Genomic DNA, 16,352 nt, shown 5'->3' with positions numbered 1-16,352 from the left:
CCTAGCCGTCCTTCGCCGCGCGCATCGCCGCTCCCACGATCCCCGCGTTGTTCTGCAGCTGCGCGGGGACGATCTCCGCCTGGATGCCCTCGATGAAGTGCAGGAACTTCTCGGACTTGCGGCTGACTCCGCCGCCGATGATGAACAGCTCCGGCGAGAAGAGCATCTCCACATGGGCGAGGTACTTGGTGACGCGCCGGGCCCAGTGCTCCCAGGTCAGCTCGCCGTCGTCCTTGGCCTTGCTGGAGGCCCGCTTCTCCGCGTCGTGCCCGCCCAGCTCCAGGTGGCCCAGCTCGGTGTTGGGCACGAGCTCGCCGTCGACGAAGACCGCGCTGCCGATGCCGGTGCCGAAGGTCAGCAGGATGACCGTGCCCCGGCGGCCGCGGCCCGCGCCGAAGTTCATCTCGGCGACGCCCGCCGCGTCCGCGTCGTTGACCACCGTCGTGGCCAGGCCGCCCAGCCGCTCGGTGAACAACGCGCGCGCGTCCACGTCGACCCAGCTCTTGTCGACGTTGGCCGCCGTACGGATCGTGGATCCGCCGGTGACCACGCCCGGGAAGGTGAGCCCGACCGGGCCCGCCCACCCGAAGTGCTCGACGACCTGTCTCACCCCGTCGGCAACGCCGTCGGGAGTCGCCGGGTGCGGGGTGAGCACCTTGAAGCGCTCCTCCGCGAGGTCACCCCTGTCGAGGTCGACAGGGGCGCCCTTGATCCCGGACCCACCGATGTCCACACCGAAGATCTGCATGGCCCTACGTTACGACGGACGACTGACAGTCACTCGGCCGAGGAGCCCGTGCGCTCGGCGATCAGCGCCGCCGCCTCGTCGCGCAGATCCCGGCGCAGCTCCTTGGGCAGTGAGAAGGTGATCGACTCCTCGGCCGCCTTGACGATCTCCACGTCCTCGAAGCCGCGCCGCGACAGCCACTCCAGGACCTGCTCGACCAGGATCTCCGGCACGGAGGCGCCGGAGGTGACGCCGACCGTGCTCACGCCCTCCAGCCAGGCCTCGTCGATCTCGTCGGCGAAGTCCACCAGGTAGGCCTCGCGGGAGCCGGCCAGCTTGGCGACCTCGACCAGCCGCTTGGAGTTGGAGGAGTTGCGCGAGCCGACGACGATCACCAGCTCGGCCTCGGCGCCCATCTGCTTCACCGCGAGCTGACGGTTCTGCGTGGCGTAGCAGATGTCGTCGCTGGGCGGGGAGATCAGCTGCGGGAACTTCTCCTTCAGGGCGTCGACGGTCTCCATGGTCTCGTCGACGGAGAGGGTGGTCTGCGACAGCCAGACGACCTTGGAGGGGTCGCGGACCTCGACCTTGGCGACGTCTTCCGGACCGTCGACGAGCGTGATGTGGTCGGGGGCCTCGCCGGAGGTGCCGATGACCTCCTCGTGGCCCTCGTGCCCGATCAGGAGGATGTCGTAGTCCTCCTTGGCGAAGCGGACGGCTTCCTTGTGGACCTTGGTGACCAGCGGGCAGGTCGCGTCGATGGTGGCGAGCCTGCCGCGCTCCGCCTCCTCGTGGACGACCGGGGCCACGCCGTGGGCGGAGAACATCACGATGTTCCCCTCGGGGACCTCCTCCGTGCGCTCGACGAAGATGGCGCCCTTCTTCTCCAGGGTCTGCACGACGTACTTGTTGTGCACGATCTCGTGCCGGACATAGATCGGAGCCCCGTACTGCTCCAGGGCTTTCTCGACGGCGATCACGGCGCGGTCCACACCCGCGCAGTAACCACGGGGAGCGGCGAGCAGGACACGGCGGCCAGGCGAAGCAGTCATGGGATCCATCGTAGGGCCACGTTCGGCGGGTCAAAGATCGCGTCCGCGGGGATACATGCCCTGGAGTGGGAGGGGTGGGGAAGGACACGACGGGCGAGGCACTGGCGGAGGCACCATGTCCGACACCGGAACGGCGACGCGGAACCCCGAAGCGGGCCGTGACCTGCGGCGCAGCCTCGGCTTCCGGGATCTGGTGGTCTACGGGCTGCTTTTCATCGCCCCCATGGCGCCCGTCGGCGTGTTCGGCACGCTCGACGCCAAGTCGCACGGGGCGGTGGCGCTGGTCTACGTCGTAGCGACGGTCGCGATGGCGTTCACCGCGTTCAGTTACGCGCAGATGGTGCGGGTGGTGCCGCAGGCGGGCTCGGTGTTCGCGTACGCGCGCGTGGCGCTCGGGAAGGAGGCGGGGTTCGTCGCCGGCTGGATGGCGATGCTCGACTACCTCCTCATCCCGGCGGTGGCGTACCTCTTCTCCGGCATCGCGATGAACGCCCTCGTCCCCGAGGTCTCGCGCTGGGTGTGGACGGCGCTCGCGGTGGTCGTCACGACGCTCCTGAACCTCTGGGGCGTACGGGCCGCGGCCCGGGTCGGCTTCCTGGTCCTGGCGATGGAGATCGTGGTGCTGCTGGTCTTCCTGGTGTCGGCGGTGGTGGTGCTGGCCCGGGACGGCGCCGAGCGGGGCTGGCTGTCGCCGCTGTCGGGGGACGGTACGCAGGGTTCCTTCGCCCTGTCCGCGGTGATCGGGGCGGTGTCGGTCGCCGTCCTCTCGTACCTCGGCTTCGACGCGATCGCGACCTTCGCGGAGGAGGTCACCGGCGGGTCGGAGAAGGTCGCCCGGGCGGTGCTGTTCTGTCTCGCGCTGGCGGGTGTGCTGTTCGTGGCGCAGTCGTATCTGGTGGCGCTGCTGGAGCCGACGACGTCGGCGCAGCTGGCCGCGGAGCCGGGGAAGCAGGGGTCGGCCTTCTACGACGCCGTCGACACGTCCGTCGGGGGCTGGCTGCACGATCTGGTGGCCGTCAGCAAGGCGATCGGGGCGGCGTTCGCGGCGCTGGCCGGGCAGGCGGCGGCGGGGCGGCTGCTGTTCGCCATGGGGCGGGAGCGGCGGCTGCCGCGGGCGCTGTCGAAGACGGACTCCGGGGTGCCGCGGGTGGCGTTGCTGTGCGCGGCGGTGATCACGCTGGTGGCGGCGGTGTGGGCGGCGCGGCGGGACGACGGGATGGACCACCTGGTGTCGGTGGTCGACATCGGCGCCCTGACGGCGTTCACGCTGCTGCACGCGAGCGTGGTGGGCTGGTTCGCGGTGCGGCGGGCCGGGGGGCCGGTGGTTTGGTGGCGGCATGTGCTGGTGCCGGTGGCGGGGGCGGCGATCACTGTCGCGGTGATCGTGGAGGCGTCGGGGGCGGCGCAGGTGGTGGGGGCGGTGTGGTTCGTGGTGGGACTCGCGGTGCTCGTGGCCCAACGCGGGCAGGCGGGCCCGCCCGGCGATTGAGGACGTTGTCGTACCCGGCCGTTACCCTCGCGGCATGGCTCTCAACACGTCCCCCGAAACCGCCATCCCCGTCGGTGAGGTCTCGCGGCTCATCGGGGGGTGGATCGACCGGCTCGGGGCCGTGTGGGTCGAGGGGCAGATCACTCAGCTGTCGCGGCGGCCCGGGGCCGGGGTCGTGTTCCTGACCCTGCGCGACCCGTCGTTCGACATCTCGGTCAGCGTCACCTGCTACCGCCAGGTCTTCGACGCCGTCGCCGACGTCGTCAGCGAGGGCGCCCGGGTCGTCGTACACGCGAAACCGGAGTGGTACGCACCGCGGGGGCAGCTGTCGCTGCGGGCCGCCGAGATAAGGCCTGTCGGCGTGGGTGAACTGCTCGCCCGACTGGAGCAGTTGAAGAAGTCGCTCGCCGCCGAGGGGCTGTTCGCGGCCGAGCGGAAGAAGCCGCTGCCGTTCCTGCCGCAGTTGATCGGGCTGGTGTGCGGTCGGGCCTCCGCCGCCGAGCGGGACGTCCTGGAGAACGCCCGGCACCGCTGGCCCGCCGTCCGCTTCGAGGTGCGCAACGTCGCCGTGCAGGGCGTGCACGCCGTCCCGCAGGTCGTGCAGGCCGTGAAGGAGCTCGACGAGCTCGGCGAGGTGGACGTGATCATCGTCGCGCGCGGCGGCGGCAGCGTGGAGGACCTGCTGCCCTTCTCCGACGAGCAGTTGGTGCGCGCCGTCGCCGAGTGCCGCACGCCCGTCGTCTCCGCCATCGGGCACGAGCCCGACAACCCGCTGCTCGACCACGTCGCCGACCTGCGGGCCTCCACCCCGACGGACGCCGCCAAGAAGGTCGTACCGGACGTCGGCGAGGAGTACGAGCGCGTACGGCTGCTGCGGGACCGCGCGCGGCGGTGCGTGGAGGCGTTCGTGGAGCGGGAGGAGCGGGGGCTGGCGCATGCGCTCGCGCGGCCGTCGATAGAGGATCCGCACCGGATGATCGACGAGCGGGCCGATCATGTCGCCTCGCTGGTCGACCGTTCGCGGCGCACCCTCGGCCATCTCCTGGACCGCGCCGACTCCGAGCTGACGCACACGCACGCGCGCGTGGTGGCCCTCTCCCCCGCCGCCACGCTCAAGCGCGGGTACGCCGTGCTGCAGAAGGCGGACGGGCATGTGGTGCGGGATCCCGGCGAGGTGAGTGCCGAGGAGACGCTGCGGGCGCGGGTCTCCGAGGGCGAGTTCTCCGTAAGAGTCGACGCATAGGGTGGGCGGATGACCAGCAAGGTGGCCGAAGAGGCGCTCGGGTACGAGCAGGCGCGGGACGAGTTGATCGAGGTCGTACGACGCCTGGAGGCGGGCGGTACGACGCTGGAGGAGTCCCTGGCGCTCTGGGAGCGCGGCGAGGAGCTGGCCAAGGTGTGCCGGCGCTGGCTGGACGGGGCGCGGGCGCGGCTGGACGCGGCGCTGGCGGAGGAGGAAGAGGCCGGCGACGAGGAGGGCGGGGAGTAGTCCTCGTACCCGTCCGTGTGAAGCGGATCACTGCGTCCCGCTTTTTGTTGAACCTTGAACTTCCTTGGCGTACGGTCATGCCTGTCGACCGAAACGGACCGCGGTCCGGTAATCGGAGCCAGACTACCCCCGAGGAAGATCCCCACATGTCTCTCGTTCTCGACCCCGCCGCCCAGGACCTGCTGTTCCGTGAGGCCCGCACCGCGAACACCTTCACCGACGAGCCGGTGACCGAGGAGCAGGTGCAGGCGATCTACGACCTGGTCAAGTACGGCCCGACCTCCATGAACCAGTCGCCGCTGCGCATCACCCTGGTCCGCTCCGCCGAGGCCCGCGAGCGCCTCGTCGGCCTGATGGCCGAGGGCAACCAGAAGAAGACCGCCACCGCCCCGCTGGTCGCGATCCTCTCCGCGGACAACGAGTTCCACGAGGAGCTGCCCGCGCTCTTCCCGCACTTCCCGCAGGCCAAGGACACCGTCTTCAGCGCCCGCGAGGTCCGTGAGGGCAGCGCCGCCCTGAACGCCTCCCTGCAGGCCGCGTACTTCATCATCGGCGTCCGCGCCGCGGGGCTCGCCGCCGGCCCGATGACCGGTGTCGACTTCGCGGGCATCCAGAAGGAGTTCCTGGACGACGACCACACCCCGCTGATGGTGATCAACATCGGCAAGCCGGGCGAGGACGCCTGGTTCCCGCGCTCCCCGCGCCTGGAGTACGACCAGGTCGTCACCACGGTCTGAGCGAATCCCCATGCGCGAGAGGCCCCCGGCAGCGACGCCGGGGGCCTCTCGCGTACGCGGACGCGGTCACGACGTCTTCAGTGCCTGCGCCATCTCCGTCAGCTGCTTGAACGAGCCCGTGCCCGCGACCACCGTCGTCGAGCTCTTCCCGGGGAGCACGAGGGCGTCGTAACGGCCGCCCGTGTAGCGCGTCCAGGTCTCGCCGTTGATCCGCTGGGTGGTCTTCGTCGCCGACGCGCCCTGGCTGGCGTCGTCGATGAACTCCGACGCCTTCTGAGTCGACTGCTCGATCTGCACGTACTGACCGCCGGGGGCGTGGAAGCCCAGGTGCCAGGCGTCGAAGTTCGCGCCGTCGAAGCGGACCGAGGTCGCCTTCCAGGACTTGGACAGGCCCTCGGGAGCGGCCACCGGGTAGGCCGCGGCGCGGCGCGCCGTGAGCAGCTCGACCCGGTAGTCGACCCGCTTGATGTCCGGAGCGGAGTCGTCGTGCGGGATGAACACGTAGATGAGCGCCGCCGCGATCCCGATGATGCCCAGGGAGAGGATCATGTCCCGGGCCGTCTTCTGCCTGCCGTTCGAACCTGCCACGCCCTCTATCGTCGCAGGTGCCCGGTCCGCTCATCCGTGGGGTCCCCTGCTCATTTTGTCGGACTGACGATAGAGTCGAGGGTCGAACCCTCATCCGGCCGTCGTCGTATCAGAAAGGTGCGCCTCGATGACCGAGCATCATCACTTGCCGTCCGAACTCGAAGTCCCCAGCGAAGCCCCCGACCGCAACCTCGCCCTGGAGCTCGTCCGGGTGACCGAAGCCGCCGCGATGGCCGCGGGCCGCTGGGTCGGGCGGGGCGACAAGAACGGCGCCGACGGTGCCGCGGTGCGCGCCATGCGGACCCTCGTCTCCACCGTGTCGATGAACGGCGTGGTCGTCATCGGCGAGGGCGAGAAGGACGAGGCGCCGATGCTCTTCAACGGGGAGCGGGTCGGTGACGGGACCGGGCCGGAGTGCGACATTGCCGTCGACCCGATCGACGGGACCACGCTGACGGCCAAGGGCATGCCGAACGCGATCGCCGTGCTGGCGGCCGCGGACCGCGGGTCGATGTTCGACCCGTCCGCCGTCTTCTACATGGACAAGCTGGTCACCGGGCCCGAGGCGGCGGACTTCGTCGACATCAACGCGCCGGTGTCGGTGAACATCCGGCGGGTCGCGAAGGCGAAGCGGTCCACGCCGGAGGACGTGACCGTGGTGATCCTGGACCGGCCGCGGCACGAGGGGATCATCAAGGAGATCCGGGAGGCCGGGGCGCGGATCAAGCTGATCTCCGACGGTGACGTGGCGGGGTCGATCTACGCGCTGCGCGAGGGCACCGGCGTCGACATGCTGCTGGGCATCGGCGGTACGCCGGAGGGGATCATCTCCGCCTGTGCCGTGAAGTGCCTCGGCGGCACGATCCAGGGCAAGCTGTGGCCGAAGGACGACGAGGAGCGGGCGCGGGCGGTCGACGCCGGGCACGACCTCGACCGGGTGCTGATGACGGACGACCTGGTCTCCGGGGAGAACGTCTTCTTCGTCGCGACCGGGATCACCGACGGTGAGCTGCTGCGGGGTGTGCGCTACCGGTCGGAGACGGCGACGACCGACTCGATCGTGATGCGGTCGAAGTCGGGGACGGTACGGCGGATCGACTCGGAGCACCGCCTGAGCAAGCTGCGGGCCTACAGCGCGATCGACTTCGACCGGGCCAAGTAGCCCCAGAGGCCCAGGATCTGGAAGGCAAGGGCGCCCCCGGTGCGGAGGGGGCGCCCTTCTGCCGTCCCGCGGCGCCTGTCAGCCCGCCTGCGCTATACGGCCCTGAGCCCTCGCCGCCTTCTTCAGCTCCATGTCGCGGCGGCGCCTGCGGGCCAGGACCACGCGGCGTTCCGCTGCCGTCAGGCCGCCCCAGACGCCGTAGGGCTCGGGTTGCAGAAGGGCGTGCTCGCGGCACTCGACCATGACCGGGCAGCGCGCGCAGACGCGCTTGGCCGCCTCTTCCCTGGACAGGCGCGCGGCGGTGGGTTCCTTGGACGGTGCGAAGAACAGGCCTGCCTCGTCGCGCCGGCACACCGCCTCGGTGTGCCAGGGTGCGTCTTGGTCCCTGTCCCGCACTGGCACCCGCTGGGCCGGAACGGCAGCTACCTGCAGGGACGAATGCGGCGGTTGCAGCACGGTCTACTCCTGACGACGGCTTCGCGAGCGAGCGACGATGCAGCAAGCCCTACCCGCTGTGCGTGCGCCTATGCACTGAGTACCGGACCGGTCGGATTCACAACCGTCAACGATCCAGATGCTTGCGCAAACTCTTGTCCACCTTGCGCTGAACCCGATCGAGAATGTCCGCGACGAGCTTGCCCCGCTTCGGCTTCGCTTCGACATTGCCCAGTACCGCCCAGCCGTCGATGTAGACGACCGGTGCGTCCGGTTCCGTCGAATCGAGCGGCGCCACCTCGAAGTTGCCCAGCACACCACCGCCGGTGCCGCGCAGCGACACGTTCTCCGGGACGCGGATCTCGATGTTCCCGAAGACCGAGATCGTCTTGACCACGACCTGCTGGTACTCGAAGAGCGCCTCGCTGAGGTCTATCTCGACGGAGCCGAAGATCGCGTACGCGTGGATACGGCGTCCCGCGCGCCAGCGGCCCCTGCGGACCGCGGTGCTGAAGACCGCCACCACACTGTCGTCCGGGTCGGCCGGGATCGCGCCCACGGTGGGGCGGCTCGGGGCCGCGGCGAAGGAGGGGGCCGCGCGGTGTCGGTGGGCGGCGGGCAGGTCCCGTACGAAGACCTCCAGCTCGCCGACGGTCTTCGCGGCGAGCACGCCCTCCACCCGCTCGGCGTGCTCGTCGGCGGTCAGCCGGCCCTCGGCCAGGGCCTCACGCAGGATGTCGGCGATACGGTCCCGGTCGGCGTCGGAGGCGCGGAGTGCCGCCTGCTCCTGAAGATCCTGCTTCTGAAGGTCCACGGCAGCAGCGTACCGAAACGCGATAGATCGCGACTACCCCAACTGAGGATTACCTCACACGGTCCGTGTCAGAGCCAGGTTCTACGCTGGTGAAGCCTGCCAGTGTCGGCCGGCCGCCGTCTGTCGAGTGAGGAATGGGCACCGATGCCTGAGTTCGCGTACACCGATCTGCTCCCCATGGGAGAGGACACCACCCCGTACCGGCTGGTGACCTCCGAGGGTGTCTCCACCTTCGAGGCCGACGGGCGGACGTTCCTCAAGGTGGAGCCGGAGGCGCTGCGCAAGCTCGCCGAGGAGGCCATCCACGACATCCAGCACTACCTGCGCCCGGCCCACCTGGCCCAGCTGCGCCGCATCATCGACGACCCCGAGGCGTCGAGCAACGACAAGTTCGTCGCCCTCGACCTGCTGAAGAACGCGAACATCGCGGCGGCCGGCGTGCTCCCGATGTGCCAGGACACCGGCACGGCGATCGTCATGGGCAAGCGCGGCCAGAACGTCCTCACCGAGGGCGGCGACGAGGCGGCCCTCAGCAAGGGCATCTACGACGCGTACCTGAACCTCAACCTGCGCTACTCGCAGATGGCTCCGCTCACGATGTGGGAGGAGAAGAACACCGGCTCCAACCTGCCGGCCCAGATCGAGCTGTACGCCACCGACGGCGGCGCCTACAAGTTCCTGTTCATGGCGAAGGGCGGCGGCTCCGCCAACAAGTCCTTCCTGTACCAGGAGACCAAGGCGGTCCTGAACGAGTCCTCCATGATGAAGTTCCTGGAGGAGAAGATCCGTTCGCTGGGTACGGCCGCCTGCCCGCCGTACCACCTGGCGATCGTCGTCGGCGGTACGAGCGCCGAGTACGCCCTGAAGACCGCCAAGTACGCCTCCGCGCACTACCTGGACGAGATCCCCGCCGAGGGCTCCGAGCTGGGGCACGGCTTCCGGGACAAGGACCTGGAGCAGAAGGTCTTCGAGCTGACCCAGAAGATCGGGATCGGCGCGCAGTTCGGCGGCAAGTACTTCTGCCACGACGTACGGGTCGTACGGCTGCCGCGGCACGGCGCGTCCTGCCCGGTCGCCATCGCCGTGTCCTGCTCGGCCGACCGCCAGGCCCTCGCGAAGATCACGCCCGAGGGTGTCTTCCTGGAGCAGCTGGAGACGGACCCGGCGCGCTTCCTCCCGGACACCACGGACGAGCACCTCGACGAGGCCGGCGACGTCGTGAGGATCGACCTCAACCAGCCGATGGACGACATCCTCGCCGAGCTCACCAAGTACCCGGTCAAGACCCGGCTCTCGCTCACCGGCCCGCTGGTCGTGGCCCGCGACATCGCGCACGCCAAGATCAAGGAGCGGCTCGACGCGGGCGAGGAGATGCCGCAGTACCTGAAGGACCACCCGGTGTACTACGCGGGCCCGGCCAAGACCCCCGAGGGCTACGCGTCCGGTTCCTTCGGCCCGACCACGGCCGGGCGCATGGACAGCTACGTCGAGCAGTTCCAGGCGGCCGGCGGCTCCAAGGTGATGCTCGCCAAGGGCAACCGCAGCAAGCAGGTCACCGACGCGTGCGACGCGCACGGCGGCTTCTACCTCGGCTCCATCGGCGGCCCGGCCGCGCGTCTGGCCCAGGACTGCATCAAGAAGGTCGAGGTCGTCGAGTACGAGGAGCTCGGCATGGAGGCGGTCTGGAAGATCGAGGTCGAGGACTTCCCGGCGTTCATCGTGGTCGACGACAAGGGCAACGACTTCTTCCAAGATCCCGCCCCGGCGCCGACGTTCACGTCAATTCCGGTTCGGGGGCCCGGGCTGGCGTAGTACCTCGGGCGCGGCGGGAGACGGATCTCGCCCCCGCCGCCCCTACCCCCATCGGCCCCGAAGGGCCTCGTCCTCAAACGCCGGACAGGCTGACGGGTGCCGTCGGACGAACAAGTCGAACGACTTCTTCCAGGACCCGGCGCCCGCACCGACGTTCACGACGATTCCGGTGCGGGGGCCGGGGCTGGCCTGACCGGCCTCCTGGACGGACGCCCGCCCCTGATTGGAGCAGGGGCGGGCGTCTCGGATCAGCCGGAGCAGAGGACCAGGTTGACCGTGCCGCCCACCGGGACCATCTTCGGGCTGTGCGGGTCGGCCATGAACACCGAGCCCGGCTTGCAGCCCGTGACCGGCCTCTTGGAGACCGTGCCGAGCTGGAGCTGGGCCTTTGCCAGCAGCTGCTTGGCGTACACCAGGTCCAAGCCCGCGAAGTCGATGGTGAACGAATCCCCGGGCTTGCCGACCAGGACAGTGGTGAGCTTGCTCCCGTTCTGGGTGACGCCGCCCGAGGCGGCGGTGCTGCTCGCGGCGGGACGGGCCCTGTGGTCCGTGCCGCCCGTCATGGAGGCCAGGGCCGTCCCGCCGCCCGCCACGATCAGGGCGGTGGCGACGGCGGCGATGCCCACGGCCCGCCGACGGCGGGTGCGGCGCACGATCCCCGGCGCGTCGAAGTCGGGGGCCTCGGCCGAGTCGGCGTAGTCGTTCATGGCGTTCACCAGGTGCTCCTCGAAGGGTGTGCAGCCGGAGGGCCGTGCGTCACCGTACGAAGTCATCGGGATCCTCCCTGGGGCTGCTGCGGTGAAGGGCCGGAGAGTGCGGGGAACTGGCTCCTGAGCTTCTCGATCCCCCGAGCCAGCTGGGAGCGCACCGTGCTCGGCGAGATGTCCAGGTCGGCCGCGATCTCGGCGTCGGAGAGGTCGTGGAAGTACCGCAGCACCACGACCGTCCGCATCCGCATGGGCAGTTGCTGCAGCGCGCGCACCAACTGGTCCCTGCTGTCGACCTGTCCGTACTCGTCGCCGGGCGCGACCCGCTCGCCGCTGTCGGGGACGGTCCTGCGGAACCTGCGCCGGCGGTCGTTGGCGAGGTTCACCATGATCCGCCGGACGTAGGCGTCCGGGGCGTCCGCGGCGGCGACCGTGCGCCACTTGCGGCAGGCCCGCTCCAGGGTCTCCTGGACCAGGTCCTCGGCCGCGTCGCGGTTGCCGGTCAGCACGAGGGCGCCCCGGAACAGCGCGGCCGACCGGGCGGTCACGAAACTGTGGAAGTCGCTCTCCACACGCTCCTCCCTTCCTGTCACCCGTCCTCGACGTGGACACGCCCGCGTCTGCTGCACGACGGCGGTGAGACCTGGGTCACAGCCCCCGGGTGGCGCAAGGTCCGGAACATCTCCACCGTCCCGATCGCTATACGGACATGAGCGAATACCGCATCGAGCACGACTCCATGGGCGAGGTCCGCGTCCCCGTCGACGCCAAGTGGCGGGCCCAGACACAGCGGGCCGTGGAGAACTTCCCCGTCTCCGGGCAGCGGATCGAGCGTGCGCACATCGAGGCGCTCGCGCGGATCAAGGGGGCCGCCGCGAAGGTGAACGCGCGGCTGGGGGTGCTCGACAAGGACGTCGCCGAGGCCATCCAGGAGGCGGCCGCGGAGGTCGCCCGCGGGGACTGGGACGCGCACTTCCCGGTCGACGTGTTCCAGACCGGATCCGGGACCTCGTCCAACATGAACACCAACGAGGTCCTCGCCACGCTGGCGAGCGAGCGGCTCGGCAGGGACGTACACCCGAATGATCATGTCAACGCCTCGCAGTCGTCCAACGACGTCTTCCCGTCGTCCATCCATGTCGCCGCCACCGCCGCCGTCACCCGGGACCTGATCCCGGCCCTGGAGCACCTCGCCGCCTCGCTGGAGCGCAAGGCGGAGGAGTTCGGGGACGTGGTGAAGTCGGGGCGGACGCATCTGATGGACGCCACCCCGGTGACCCTGGGGCAGGAGTTCGGGGGGTACGCGGCGCAGGTGCGGTACGGGGTGGAGCGGCTGTACGCCTCGCTCCCCCGGCTCGCCGAACTGCCGTTGGGCGGGACGGCCGTGGGCACCGGCATCAACACCCCGCCCGGGTTCTCCGCGGCCGTGATCGAGGAGGTCGCCCGCGTCACGGGGCTGCCGCTCACCGAGGCCCGCGACCACTTCGAGGCGCAGGGCGCGCGGGACGGGATCGTCGAGACCAGCGGGCAGCTGAGGACCATCGCGGTCGGGCTCACCAAGATCGCCAACGATCTGCGGTGGATGGCCTCGGGGCCGCGGACCGGGCTCGCCGAGATCAACCTGCCCGATCTGCAGCCCGGTTCGTCGATCATGCCGGGCAAGGTCAACCCGGTGATCCCGGAGGCCGTTCTCATGGTCGCCGCCCAGGTCACCGGGAACGACGCCACGGTCGCCACCGCGGGCGCCGCCGGCAACTTCGAGCTGAACGTGATGCTGCCGGTCATCGCCAAGAACGTCCTGGAGTCGATCCGGCTGCTCGCCAACGTCTCCCGGCTGCTCGCCGACCGGACCGTGGACGGCATCACCGCCAACCGGGAACGGGCGCGCGAGTACGCCGAGTCCTCGCCCTCCGTGGTCACCCCGCTCAACAAGTACATCGGGTACGAGGAGGCCGCCAAGGTCGCCAAGAAGGCGCTCGCGGAGCGGAAGACGATCCGCGAGGTCGTCCTGGAGAACGGTTACGTGGAGCGCGGCGACCTCACCGAGGAGCAGCTCGACCAGGCGCTGGATGTCCTGCGGATGACGCGCCCGTAACCAATCACGGCCGGTGGAAGAACCGTGACGCTCACCGCAGCGTCGTATGCCCATGGCACCTAATATCTGTGCATGGCAGAGGGCGGAGCGGTGAGAGCGGACGAGGTGGCGGGTTCGGCGACGGGCTTCTGGGCCCCCGGGACACAGGTCCTGTGGCGGTACCGGGAGAACGCCGGCGAGCGGTTCCACATCGTGCGCCCGGTCACCGTCGTCCGCGACGACGCCGAACTGCTCGCGGTGTGGCTCGCGCCCGGCACCGAGTGCGTGAAGCCGGTGCTCGCCGACGGCACGCCCGTGCACCAGGAGCCGCTCCACTCGCGCTACACCAAGCCACGGACCGTCCGGCGCGACCGGTGGTTCGGCACGGGCGTGCTGAAGCTGGCCCGGCCCGGCGACCCCTGGTCGGTGTGGCTGTTCTGGGAACCGGGCTGGAAGTTCAAGAACTGGTACGTGAATCTTGAGGCGCCGCTTGCCCGTTGGGCCGGCGGAGTCGACTCCCGGGATCACTTCCTCGACATCTCCGTGCACCCGGACCGCAGTTGGCGCCTGCTCGACGAGGACGAGTTCGCGCAGGCCCAGCGGGACGGCCTGATGGACGCGCCGGCCGCCGAGCGGGTGCGGGCGGCGGGGCGCAGCGCGGTGGAGGTGATCCGCGCCTGGGGCAAGCCGTTCGACGACGGCTGGCAGCACTGGCGCCCGGATCCGTCCTGGGCTGTACCTTCGTTGCCGGAGGACTGGGACCGTACGCCCGCGCACGTGTCCACATGAGACCCTTGATGCGCCCCCGGTCCACAACCGTAGGATCGTCCTCCGCAAGGGCACAGGGCGGCAACTCCCGGAACATGCGCTGGGCTTGACCGAACGTCACCGAGGGGCGGCAGGACGTGAGCGAGTGGTACGAGGGCAACGGCCAGGCGAGCCGCAGACGGTTCGCGGGCTGCACAGGAACCGCCTCTGACCACGCGGGAATTCCGTTCCGGGTGCACGCATTCCGGGTATCGGAGTTTCGGCGGGACGAACCGCGCGCATGGCGCGCAGCCCCGGACGGATGGATTCGACACGCGTGACGGAGCACCCGACCTCCTTCGAGCGCCGACAGCCGGGCGCCGACCCCGCGGACCCCCGCGGGGCGCTCCTGCACACCCCGACGCCGGTCCCCCACTCTCCTACGGCCGCCTTACCCGCACAGGCGCGCACCGGAGAGACACCGTCGACGCCGGGTACGGCCACGCCGTGCGCCAAAGGAAAGGATCCGGCCTCGCCCCCCGACACCACCGGCCCCGAGCACTCCCAGCCGGCCGCCGTAGAACCAGACACGCATCGCCCGCGGCCCGTGCCCGAGGCGATCCCGGCCCAGCCCGGCACCGAGCCCGAGAAGGCGGCCACCGCGGGCCAGGAGCGCCGCAAGGGGCAGGGAGTGGCGCCCGGGCAGCCCACGCCCATGCGCCGGGACGGGGACCGGCTGCGCTTCGTGGGCGCCGCGACCCGGCGGATCGCCCGCGGCATCGACCTGGACGAGATCGTGATGGGGCTGTGCCGGGCGACCGTGCCGACCTTCTCCGACGCGATCCTCGTCTATCTGCGCGACCCGCTGCCGGTCGGCGACGAGCGGCCCACGGGCCCGCTGCTGCTGCGCCTGCGGCGCACCGACCGCATCCCGGCCGAGCGGGACACCGAGGGCGGCGGCTTCTCGCCCGCGCTCCAGCCGGAGCCGGCCGAGCTGTCGCAGCTGGACACGCTCGGTGCCGAGCTGTGCGAGGTGCGGACCGGCAGCGCGCTCGCGGAGGTGCTGCGCGGGGTGCGCCCGGTCTTCACGGACGCGCCCGCTGCCCACGCGGCCCTACCGGAACTGCTCGGCGAGGGCGGCGAGCTGGCCGTACCCGGCGGCCAGCGCTCGATCCTCGCCCCGCTGCGGGGGCGCCGCCGGGTGATCGGCGCCGCGCTGTTCCTGCGCCGCCCCGAGCGGATCCCGTTCGAGCCGGACGACCTCCTGGTCGCCGCCCAGCTGGCCACCCACAGCGCCCTGGGCATCGACAAGGCGGTGCTGTACGGCCGCGAGGCGTACATCGCCGACGAACTGCAGCGCACCATGCTCCCGGAGACCCTCCCGCGCCCCACGGGCGTACGGCTGGCCTCCCGCTACCTGCCGGCCGCCGAGACCGCGCGCGTCGGCGGCGACTGGTACGACGCGATCCCGCTGCCCGGCAGCCGGGTCGCGCTGGTCGTCGGTGACGTCATGGGCCACTCCATGACCTCGGCGGCGATCATGGGCCAGCTGCGCACAACGGCCCAGACCCTCGCCGGGCTCGACCTGCCCCCGCAGGAGGTCCTGCACCACCTCGACGAACAGGCCCAGCGCCTCGGCACCGACCGCATGGCGACCTGCCTGTACGCCGTCTACGACCCGGTCTCCCACCGCATCACCATCGCCAACGCGGGCCACCCGCCGCCGGTCCTGCTCCACCTGGGCGGGCGGGCCGAGGTGCTGCGCGTGCCGCCGGGGGCGCCGATCGGCGTCGGCGGGGTCGACTTCGAGGCGGTGGAGCTGGACGCCCCGGCCGGGGCGACGCTGCTGCTGTACACCGACGGGCTGGTGGAGTCCCGGCTGCGGGACGTGTGGACCGGCATAGAGCAGTTGCGGGAGAAGCTCGCCGCGACCGCCCAGCTGACCGGGCCGGATCATCCGCCGCCGCTGGAGGCGCTGTGCGACGAGGTCCTCGACATGCTCGGGCCGGGCGACCGCGACGACGACATCGCGCTGCTCGCCGCCCGCTTCGACGGGATCGCGCCGAGTGACGTCGCGTACTGGTTCCTGGAACCGGAGGACGCGGCGCCCGGGCGGGCGCGGCGGCTGGCCCGGCGGGCGCTGTCGCGCTGGGGGATGGAGGAGCTCAGCGACTCGGTCGAGCTGCTGGTGAGCGAGGTCGTCACCAACGCGGTGCGCTACGCGACCCGGCCGGTGACCCTGCGGCTGCTGCGGACCGACGTACTGCGCTGCGAAGTCGGCGACGACGTACCCCAGTTGCCGCGGCTGCGGCAGGCTCGGGCGACCGATGAGGGTGGGCGGGGGCTGTACCTCGTCAACCGGCTGGCTCGGCGCTGGGGGGCAACTCGGTTGAGCACCGGGAAGGTTGTCTGGTTCGAGTTGAGTAAGTCGTCCGTTCAGGGGTGAATCGGTTGTGGGGCGGCTGCGGGTTGGTTGTGGCTGATCGCGCAGTTCCCCGCGCCCCTTAGGTGCGAAAAGG

General features: G+C 70.7%; 16 protein-coding genes. 9 read left to right on the top strand and 7 right to left on the bottom strand.

What is annotated here, in order from left to right:
* Position 1 precedes the first annotated feature (1 nt).
* Positions 2 to 748 carry a polyphosphate--glucose phosphotransferase gene (gene ppgK, locus MQP27_RS17090; protein ID WP_242766042.1) on the bottom strand — a complete coding sequence of 249 codons (747 nt, stop codon included), beginning with the start codon at positions 746 to 748 and terminating at the stop codon, positions 2 to 4.
* Positions 749 to 777: 29 nt separating this feature from the next.
* Positions 778 to 1,788 (bottom strand): 4-hydroxy-3-methylbut-2-enyl diphosphate reductase, encoded by a 1,011-nt coding sequence (locus tag MQP27_RS17085; RefSeq protein WP_242766041.1) that lies wholly within the window; start codon positions 1,786 to 1,788, stop codon positions 778 to 780.
* Between the two features lie 106 nt (positions 1,789 to 1,894).
* Here MQP27_RS17085 and MQP27_RS17080 point away from each other — a divergent pair, with 106 nt between their 5' ends.
* The 4 genes from MQP27_RS17080 (at position 1,895) to MQP27_RS17065 (ending at position 5,494) form a co-directional block, all read left to right on the top strand.
* On the top strand, positions 1,895 to 3,268 hold the full coding sequence (locus MQP27_RS17080; RefSeq protein ID WP_242766040.1) for an APC family permease: 1,374 nt from the start codon (positions 1,895 to 1,897) through the stop codon (positions 3,266 to 3,268).
* Positions 3,269 to 3,302: 34 nt separating this feature from the next.
* Positions 3,303 to 4,511, top strand: coding sequence for an exodeoxyribonuclease VII large subunit (xseA, locus tag MQP27_RS17075; protein WP_242766039.1), 1,209 nt, complete (start codon positions 3,303 to 3,305; stop codon positions 4,509 to 4,511).
* A gap of 9 nt (positions 4,512 to 4,520) precedes the next feature.
* Positions 4,521 to 4,757, top strand: coding sequence for an exodeoxyribonuclease VII small subunit (locus MQP27_RS17070; protein ID WP_242766038.1), 237 nt, complete (start codon positions 4,521 to 4,523; stop codon positions 4,755 to 4,757).
* A gap of 146 nt (positions 4,758 to 4,903) precedes the next feature.
* Entirely contained in the window at positions 4,904 to 5,494 is a 591-nt protein-coding gene (locus tag MQP27_RS17065) for a malonic semialdehyde reductase (RefSeq protein WP_242766037.1), read from the top strand.
* 66 nt (positions 5,495 to 5,560) lie between these two features.
* Here the strand turns inward: MQP27_RS17065 and MQP27_RS17060 are convergent, their stop codons facing one another.
* Complete coding sequence (locus MQP27_RS17060) at positions 5,561 to 6,082, bottom strand: DUF4245 domain-containing protein (RefSeq protein ID WP_242766036.1); 522 nt, start codon at positions 6,080 to 6,082, stop codon at positions 5,561 to 5,563.
* Between the two features lie 127 nt (positions 6,083 to 6,209).
* Between MQP27_RS17060 and glpX the strand changes: the two genes are divergently transcribed.
* Positions 6,210 to 7,244 (top strand): class II fructose-bisphosphatase, encoded by a 1,035-nt coding sequence (glpX, locus tag MQP27_RS17055; protein ID WP_242766035.1) that lies wholly within the window; start codon positions 6,210 to 6,212, stop codon positions 7,242 to 7,244.
* A 78-nt stretch (positions 7,245 to 7,322) separates the two neighbouring features.
* On the opposite strand, the gene MQP27_RS17050 is transcribed toward glpX, so the two are convergent.
* Positions 7,323 to 7,700: a WhiB family transcriptional regulator gene (locus MQP27_RS17050; RefSeq protein ID WP_242766034.1), complete on the bottom strand. Its 378-nt coding sequence runs from the start codon at positions 7,698 to 7,700 to the stop codon at positions 7,323 to 7,325.
* Between the two features lie 106 nt (positions 7,701 to 7,806).
* Positions 7,807 to 8,493, bottom strand: coding sequence for a DUF1707 SHOCT-like domain-containing protein (locus tag MQP27_RS17045; protein ID WP_242766033.1), 687 nt, complete (start codon positions 8,491 to 8,493; stop codon positions 7,807 to 7,809).
* A gap of 144 nt (positions 8,494 to 8,637) precedes the next feature.
* Here MQP27_RS17045 and MQP27_RS17040 point away from each other — a divergent pair, with 144 nt between their 5' ends.
* Positions 8,638 to 10,305, top strand: coding sequence for a fumarate hydratase (locus tag MQP27_RS17040; protein ID WP_242766032.1), 1,668 nt, complete (start codon positions 8,638 to 8,640; stop codon positions 10,303 to 10,305).
* Between the two features lie 248 nt (positions 10,306 to 10,553).
* Here the strand turns inward: MQP27_RS17040 and MQP27_RS17035 are convergent, their stop codons facing one another.
* Positions 10,554 to 11,078 (bottom strand): PASTA domain-containing protein, encoded by a 525-nt coding sequence (locus tag MQP27_RS17035; RefSeq protein ID WP_242766031.1) that lies wholly within the window; start codon positions 11,076 to 11,078, stop codon positions 10,554 to 10,556.
* Positions 11,075 to 11,584 carry a SigE family RNA polymerase sigma factor gene (locus MQP27_RS17030; protein WP_242766030.1) on the bottom strand — a complete coding sequence of 170 codons (510 nt, stop codon included), beginning with the start codon at positions 11,582 to 11,584 and terminating at the stop codon, positions 11,075 to 11,077. The genes MQP27_RS17035 and MQP27_RS17030 overlap by 4 nt, the downstream gene beginning before the upstream one ends.
* A gap of 137 nt (positions 11,585 to 11,721) precedes the next feature.
* Between MQP27_RS17030 and MQP27_RS17025 the strand changes: the two genes are divergently transcribed.
* From MQP27_RS17025 to MQP27_RS17015, 3 genes are all read left to right on the top strand, one after another.
* Entirely contained in the window at positions 11,722 to 13,107 is a 1,386-nt protein-coding gene (locus MQP27_RS17025) for a class II fumarate hydratase (RefSeq protein ID WP_242766029.1), read from the top strand.
* Positions 13,108 to 13,179: 72 nt separating this feature from the next.
* On the top strand, positions 13,180 to 13,875 hold the full coding sequence (gene fomD, locus MQP27_RS17020; RefSeq protein ID WP_242766028.1) for a cytidylyl-2-hydroxypropylphosphonate hydrolase: 696 nt from the start codon (positions 13,180 to 13,182) through the stop codon (positions 13,873 to 13,875).
* Positions 13,876 to 14,155: 280 nt separating this feature from the next.
* Complete coding sequence (locus MQP27_RS17015; protein ID WP_242766027.1) at positions 14,156 to 16,279, top strand: SpoIIE family protein phosphatase; 2,124 nt, start codon at positions 14,156 to 14,158, stop codon at positions 16,277 to 16,279.
* Positions 16,280 to 16,352 lie beyond the last annotated feature (73 nt).

This window comes from Streptomyces cylindrosporus, assembly GCF_022698165.1.
GTDB lineage: Bacteria > Actinomycetota > Actinomycetes > Streptomycetales > Streptomycetaceae > Streptomyces > Streptomyces cylindrosporus.
The sequence above is the reverse complement of the archived record's forward strand: the minus strand, read 5'-3'. Positions and strand labels throughout refer to the sequence as shown.

Excerpts from the sequence above, each read along its gene's own strand:
- MQP27_RS17015 (WP_242766027.1), top strand. The coding sequence starts at position 14,156 with ATGGATTCGACACGCGTGACGGAGCACCCGACCTCCTTCGAGCGCCGA.
- ppgK (WP_242766042.1), bottom strand. The coding sequence starts at position 748 with ATGCAGATCTTCGGTGTGGACATCGGTGGGTCCGGGATCAAGGGCGCC.
- MQP27_RS17085 (WP_242766041.1), bottom strand. The coding sequence starts at position 1,788 with ATGGATCCCATGACTGCTTCGCCTGGCCGCCGTGTCCTGCTCGCCGCT.
- MQP27_RS17035 (WP_242766031.1), bottom strand. The coding sequence starts at position 11,078 with ATGACTTCGTACGGTGACGCACGGCCCTCCGGCTGCACACCCTTCGAG.
- xseA (WP_242766039.1), top strand. The coding sequence starts at position 3,303 with ATGGCTCTCAACACGTCCCCCGAAACCGCCATCCCCGTCGGTGAGGTC.
- MQP27_RS17025 (WP_242766029.1), top strand. The coding sequence starts at position 11,722 with ATGAGCGAATACCGCATCGAGCACGACTCCATGGGCGAGGTCCGCGTC.
- fomD (WP_242766028.1), top strand. The coding sequence starts at position 13,180 with ATGGCAGAGGGCGGAGCGGTGAGAGCGGACGAGGTGGCGGGTTCGGCG.
- glpX (WP_242766035.1), top strand. The coding sequence starts at position 6,210 with ATGACCGAGCATCATCACTTGCCGTCCGAACTCGAAGTCCCCAGCGAA.
- MQP27_RS17065 (WP_242766037.1), top strand. The coding sequence starts at position 4,904 with ATGTCTCTCGTTCTCGACCCCGCCGCCCAGGACCTGCTGTTCCGTGAG.
- MQP27_RS17080 (WP_242766040.1), top strand. The coding sequence starts at position 1,895 with ATGTCCGACACCGGAACGGCGACGCGGAACCCCGAAGCGGGCCGTGAC.
- MQP27_RS17040 (WP_242766032.1), top strand. The coding sequence starts at position 8,638 with ATGCCTGAGTTCGCGTACACCGATCTGCTCCCCATGGGAGAGGACACC.
- MQP27_RS17070 (WP_242766038.1), top strand. The coding sequence starts at position 4,521 with ATGACCAGCAAGGTGGCCGAAGAGGCGCTCGGGTACGAGCAGGCGCGG.